Here is a 6231-nt window from a genome sequence, read left to right on the forward strand (position 1 = left end):
TTATTTGCGTATTTTAATTTAGAGACATTATCTGTGCCTGCATAAGAGGAGCACATTTCACCGCTTCCATCCTCTTCTAACTCTATAGTCACTAAATATGGGCCCATACTGCCTGTCCATAACCCTTCAATAGGATAATCTAAGCTCTCTTTTTCAATGGAAACGAAATCATTGTTTTGCTGGTCGTTAACTAATTCTGTCACTCCATATGGGTCTAATGCACATCCTGACATTAGGATTGAGAAGCTCGCTATACTGGCTGCTATATTTTTTTTCATATTTCTTCTGCCTCTTTGTTTGTTTTGGTATTTAATTTAAGTCGATTAACATATTTCTTTTTAACTTTATGAGCAACCTTCGGTGCATTTTTCACAATCAGCATATTGTTTTTGACAGATGTATCGTACTGTACTATATTAAATACAGTACAATCGTTACAGTACAATACAGTACAATACAGTACACTTTAAGGGTGAACGATATGGCAATTACAGAACAGCAGGTCATCAAAGCAGCGGAACGCATCGCAGAGCGGGGCGAGCGACCCACAAACCCGCGCATCCGCGCCGAGCTAGGCGAGGGCAGCTACTCGACGATCAACAAGTACATGGCTGCATGGCGGGCCGCGCAGCAAGAGCCAGAAGCACCCGAACCGGAGCCAGAGGCACCAAAAGAGCCGGAAGTTCCTGAGATGATTACCGCCCAAGCTCATAAGCTGGCTGAGCAGCTGGTAACGGCGGCATGGCGTGAAAGTGACGCAAAACATGCTGAAGCCGTTGAAGCTGAGCGGCACGCCCTGCAGTCTGAGTTCGACAAGCTGCGGGCCGAACGGCAGCGGCATGATGCAGAGATTGAGGAATTGAATGATGCCCTGGTACGCCTGGAAGCTCAGGGCGAGGAAGCCGTGGCGGTTGAAGTGACCAAGATTGAGGCGGTGCGTGGTGAGCTAGCCAAGGCCCAACAGCAGCACGCGGCGACTCGTGAGGAGCTGGCAGGGTTGAAAGCTCGTGAGGAGTCCGCTCAGGAGCGTATTAAGGAGCTGCGGGAGGAGGTTGAGTCAGCACGTAAACAAGCGACTGAGGCTGAACAGCGAGCGTGAGCAGCGCGACAAAGCCAATACTGATGCACGCAAAATGGGCGATCACATCGCTGAGATCATGTCGTCCTTGGAGCAGTGGAAGAAAGAAGCACAAGCCGCTAAGACAGCACAGCAGGAAGCTGAAGAGGCGGCAGAGCGCGAACGGTCGGCGCGGATTAACGCAGAGCAGCAAGCGGAAGAGCAGTGTCAGGAGCGACTGAGTGGCTTCCAGCAAAAGCTCCAACAAGCTGAGCACCGCGCCGTGGCAGCAGAGGCACGATTGGCAGAATCACAAGCATCAGCGGAACGTTTCGACGCGATGTTGAAAGAGCTAGGTGTGAGCAAGCAGCAGAAAACTTCTGAGTAGATTGAGTGGTGGTGAGCGAAGCGAACGCACGCCAAACAGCGCGGCACTGAGCGATCGGTGCCGCCGTTGCTTGCAGCATCCAGAGCACTTTGCAGCGACTCAAGGCCACCATGCAGACAGGGTTTGGGGTTTGTCTGATTTGTCAGTGGGCTGGACGATTGGCGCTATTGTATCTATGATATTCTATGGCTATTTAGTAAGTGTCTGATTTGTAAAATATAATTGACTACATCTATTTTCAGTCAGGCATGAAAAACCCCGGAGTCACTGAGGTTGCCGCCTCTCTTCCGGGGTCATTCACGTAGTAGGTAAGGGACATTATGAGCATTGAGAGCGTAAATCTCAAGTTCTGCCAGCCCTACCGGGGTTTGGCAGATGTACTTAAAGCCTGGTAACCATACGCTGCAGAAGCAGCTACGCGACTTCCCGGGCGAGGCATCCGGCGCAGCCGGAAATGCCGCTCTAGGGACAGTCGCGAAATCCTCCCCCACCTGTGAAAAGAATCCTGGTGCTTTTGACCGTAGGCTTGTGCGTGCAGAACGCTATGCGCTCACGTCCGAAGCACGGCGCCTGCTACTCAATGAAGGGCGGCGGCAAGGGCTGGAATGGCAGCACAAGATCCACCGCACCGCAGGGTGCATGTATATCCCCCACGGCAAAATCCACGTGCATCAGTCATGTGAGCATGGCCATGCATTTTATTCCGGTGTGCAGGTGTGCGGCTCGATTTGGGGTTGCCCGGTCTGTGCGGCGAAGATCAGCGAGCGCCGCCGGCAAGAGGTGGAGCAGTCGGTCGACTGGGCGTATGAGTCCGGTTTGCAGCCGATGATGGTTACCCTCACCTTTCCCCATCAGCGAAGCGATGACTTGGGCGGTTTACTGGATAAGCAGCGCTTGGCGCTGGCGAAGCTCCGTAAAGGTCGGGTGTGGGATCTGGCCAAGCAACGCTGGCAGTTCCAAGGGCTCGTGAGGGCGCTAGAAATCACGCACAGCGAGCGCAACGGCTGGCACCCACATACGCACGAATTGTGGTTTGTAAGCGCTGAGACGACCGCAGGGGACGTTAAAACCACGGTTATGAAGCGTTGGAAGCGGATTTGTCAGGATGTGGGGCTGCTCGACCCTAAAAATGAACAGAGCTGGCGGGCGTTCGACGTGAGAGCAGTGGACGTAAAAGCTTGGTGTTCAGCAGGGGAATATTTGGCTAAGGCGGACGACGCCAAGCACTGGGGCGTTGATCGGGAAATGTCGAAAGCGTCGAGCAAAGGCACGAAAAACGGTAAGCGCTCGGGTCGTCATCCGTTCAAGTTGCTAGCGGAGTCGCTAGATGGCAGCGAGCGGGCGGGGCAGCTATACGTCGATTTCATCCAGAAAGTGACAGAGCGCCGGGTGCGGGCGCTGTTTTTCAGCCCAGGGCTAAAGGGCCGCATCGGTATTGACGATCACACGGATGAAGAACTGGCAGAGGAACAGCGTGATGAAGCCGTTGCCCTTGGTCAGCTTACGCCAGACGATTGGCGTCTGATAAGGCGCTTGGGTCGGCAATCGGCAGTGCTTGATGCTGCCGAGATAGGCGGCTGGAATGCGATTGTGATGCTGTTGGCAGGACTACGTGACGCTGAAGGTATTGAGCATTCGGAAGTTAAACAGCAGACGCCTGAACAGGCCCAGCAGTCAGCTGACGAAACGGCTGCAGCGCGTCAACAGGAGCGCCAAGCGCAGGCGGCTGCACAGTCGGCAGGCCGTGACCTCGATGCTGCCTTGGCACGAATGCGCGGGCAGTCGGCAGCGGTGCATGTGACGATGCTGGATGATGCTGAGCAGGGTCTCAAAGCATTTGAAGCCGAGGTGGTCAGAATTGGCTGGTTTGCTGCTTCGCTTGCTTTTGCAAGCGGTGGCCGCGAGGCCACTTTGGGGGTCAAGGGGGCAGCGCCCCTTGCAAGGCCCCAGGTGGGTACGGCTGGCGTGGGCTGACTGAGCGAAGCGAGGGAGGCTCCGACTGTCGTGCCCACACTGGGTGGCCTTGTTTTAGGCGCGCGCACGCGCACATGCAGGGGCCGATGCTGGTAGAATGGTAATAGAACCCCAAAAAATGGCAGGCGTTTATGTCGGACGAAGCCCCGATTAAGCGGCGGAAGAGCGACGCAGAGCGACGTGAAACGTTGCTCCGGATTCGCGTTAATGATGCCGAATACGAGCATCTACAGACGCTCGCTAGCGAGGCAAATATGACGCCGAGCGCTCTTGTTCGGGATCATATTGGCAAGCTGAAAATTCGCAATCGCAGCGATGAGCAGCAGCGCGTAGCGATGCTGAACAGAATCAATGCCAATCTCAACATGATCGCTCGATGGGTGAACACCCATCGAGGTGCGGCGGACACCATTGAGGTGGTTTCGCACCTCCAAGCAATTCAGCAAGCCGTGGAATCGGTGGCCGACCAGCAGCGAGGCACAGAAAAATGATCGTTGGCTTTGCGACTCGCGGCCAAGGCCGCGGTAGCGGCCCTGTTGGCTACTGTGTGCAGGAGACTGTCACACAGGCCAAAAAGGGCACGCATACGCGGACACCACCGCCAACGGTTTTGCGCGGTGATCCAGCGGCCACGGAGCAGCTAATCGACTCCCTAGAATTTAGATACCGGTATAAATCTGGGGTGTTGTCATTTGCTCCTGGTGAAGTCATCACACCGGAGCAAGAGCAAAACATCATGGATCGCTTCGAAAAGGTCGCTTTCGCGGGCTTGCATCCGGATCAATACAACATTTTGTGGGTTCGGCATGAACATGCCGGCCACCACGAACTGCACTTCGTTACGCCTCGTGTGGAGCTGACTACGGGCAAGAGCCTAAATATCTGTCCGCCTGGGCGCGGTGCCCGCGCTGCGTATGACGATTTTCGGAGCATGATCAATGCGGAATACGGTTTAGCAGATCCGGATGATCCAGCGCGGGAGCGCGATATTCAGCACCCGCCGGGTGACCGCAAGGCCGTTGAGTGGGAAGACCTGGGGCTGCCAGAGGGGGTATCAGCGGCTAAACGGCGGATGGAGCTGCGCGATTTGGCACATTCGCTGATCGCTAAGCGAGTCGAGGCTGGGCTGATCCGTGACCGTGACAGCTTGCTGGAGCAGGTGCATGAATTGGGATTCAGCGTTACCAGGGCGAGCAAGAGCAGCATCACACTGCTCCATCCTGATGATCCAGAAGAAACACGATTCAAGATGAAAGGGGCTATCTATGGCGCTGGATGGGAACTTGAAAGCACGCTTGAAGCAGCAAATCAGCCAAGAGAGCGAGACTATTCAAGGTGCGACTCGCGAGCAGCTGAACGCTATGCGGAACGAGTTGAAGGGCACATACAAAAGCGCGCTGAATACAATCGAAGCCGATATGCACCAAGAGACGAAACATCTGGCCAAGCGGTTCCGGGGCTTGATGCTGTGGCCGAGCCTGCTCCTGGTGATGACCTCGCTGGCTATTTGCGTCGCGGCTTGGGCGTGGACGCAGTACCAGTATCAGACGATCCAGCAGCAGCGGCAGACGCTGCTGGAACTCGACACCAGGGGCGTGGAACTGATCGAGCGGAACGGGAAGGAGTACCTATTGATGCCGAGGAGCGCGACAGCGAGACAGCTGGAGTCGGGCCAGATTTACATCGAGGTGCAGTAAATGACGGAATTGGAGAGGACGCTGCTCGACGCGTTAGAGCGATTCGAGAAGCGGCAGAGCGAGCAGCAGAAAGCGCTCGACGTTGCGTTGACCGGGCTGGAGCGTGTCTCAAGCGAATACGAGGCGTTGAGCCAGCAAGTGACTATCTTGCAGCGGCAGTTGGACGAATTGAAAACCTAGTGTTAGACCGCGAAGCGGAGAAGTCATCACTGATGCTAGAAAAAGACTCTAAAGAAAAACCTTCTGAATCTAAGATGGATAGCCAAGATTTGAATAGAAAATCAAATTCTCCAGGGCCTATTGATGCTTCTCGCAACTTTAAATTTTAAAACGATATAACTGTTTTATTTCCATATTATTTATACTTTGGTTACCATTGCGATTCTCCAAGGTTCGCATGTGCAATTTTCATTTATAACCTCTTCTATTTCGTCTATGGAAGAGGTTTTTACAGTAAAAATCTTCTTGTTTCTTGATTTACACCACCTGCATGCTCGATGATCATTAGGGGCCATCAGTTCTACCTTTTTGAATAGCCCTTCTTCCGATATCCCTTTAAAATGTATTTCTCTTTGAGCCTTTGATCTAGTAACTAGACTCATTCTATCAATTTCTTTTAACGCTTCATTTAGATCGGTACCTTCCATTTCTATTATATTAATAAGGTCATGTGTCATTTTCCTTCTGGTATTAAGATTAAAATCTTTCTTTTCATTTAGGGTTAAAGGTTGCCCAGATTTTAAAAGGTCGATTTCCCCTGTTATGTGTTTTATAGCTTTTCTGTGTTCCCCTTTCTTAATGAAAGAGCTTTCTTCAATCATCCCCTTTGCAATACGGTTTTTTATTTTCTCTTCGTTTGTTGTCTTATTTTGAGTGTTATTACTTCCACCGCTACCTAGTATCTTCTTTATTTTTTCTATGATCATATTCTATTCCTTTTTTCTTTCAATCACTTTTCATTAAAATGATTCTTGCAATAAGTCGTAGCTTCTTCAAGTTCTTTATCAGATATGAAGTTGTAAGAAATTTTTTCACTATAATGGCTCACAAGGGTAATCCCTCTGTTGCTATACTCACTTACTGTAAAACGGCCACCCTCCTGTGAGTTTATTTCT

The 6231-nt window shown here is 52.1% G+C and carries 7 protein-coding genes; 5 read left to right on the top strand and 2 right to left on the bottom strand.

Translation table 11 applies throughout. The annotated features are described in order from the left end of the window. On the bottom strand, window positions 1–278 hold a 278-nt coding region (locus tag HLB35_RS16205; RefSeq protein WP_216601616.1), incomplete at its 3' end, for a J517_1871 family lipoprotein. Between the two features lie 203 nt (window positions 279–481). On the opposite strand from HLB35_RS16205, the gene HLB35_RS16210 reads away from it, so the two are divergent. The 5 genes from HLB35_RS16210 (at window position 482) to HLB35_RS16230 (ending at window position 5445) form a co-directional block, all read left to right on the top strand. Beyond that, window positions 482–1099 carry a DNA-binding protein gene (locus tag HLB35_RS16210; RefSeq protein WP_171703378.1) on the top strand — a complete coding sequence of 206 codons (618 nt, stop codon included), beginning with the start codon at window positions 482–484 and terminating at the stop codon, window positions 1097–1099. Then, window positions 1053–1445, top strand: a complete 393-nt coding sequence (locus tag HLB35_RS16215; RefSeq protein ID WP_171703379.1) for a hypothetical protein — start codon at window positions 1053–1055, stop codon at window positions 1443–1445. The genes HLB35_RS16210 and HLB35_RS16215 overlap by 47 nt, the downstream gene beginning before the upstream one ends. 375 nt (window positions 1446–1820) lie before the next feature. Then, on the top strand, window positions 1821–3419 hold the full coding sequence (locus tag HLB35_RS16220) for a protein rep (RefSeq protein WP_171703380.1): 1599 nt from the start codon (window positions 1821–1823) through the stop codon (window positions 3417–3419). 131 nt (window positions 3420–3550) lie between these two features. Continuing rightward, a complete protein-coding gene (locus tag HLB35_RS16225) occupies window positions 3551–3910 on the top strand; it encodes a plasmid mobilization protein (RefSeq protein WP_171703381.1) in 360 nt (119 codons plus the stop codon). Beyond that, entirely contained in the window at window positions 3907–5445 is a 1539-nt protein-coding gene (locus HLB35_RS16230; RefSeq protein ID WP_171703382.1) for a relaxase/mobilization nuclease domain-containing protein, read from the top strand. The genes HLB35_RS16225 and HLB35_RS16230 overlap by 4 nt, the downstream gene beginning before the upstream one ends. A 30-nt stretch (window positions 5446–5475) precedes the next feature. On the opposite strand, the gene HLB35_RS16235 is transcribed toward HLB35_RS16230, so the two are convergent. Next, a complete protein-coding gene (locus tag HLB35_RS16235; RefSeq protein ID WP_171703383.1) occupies window positions 5476–6042 on the bottom strand; it encodes a hypothetical protein in 567 nt (188 codons plus the stop codon). Window positions 6043–6231: the final 189 nt, after the last annotated feature.

The sequence above is a fragment of the Vreelandella azerica genome (assembly GCF_013112225.1).
Classification (GTDB): domain Bacteria; phylum Pseudomonadota; class Gammaproteobacteria; order Pseudomonadales; family Halomonadaceae; genus Vreelandella; species Vreelandella azerica.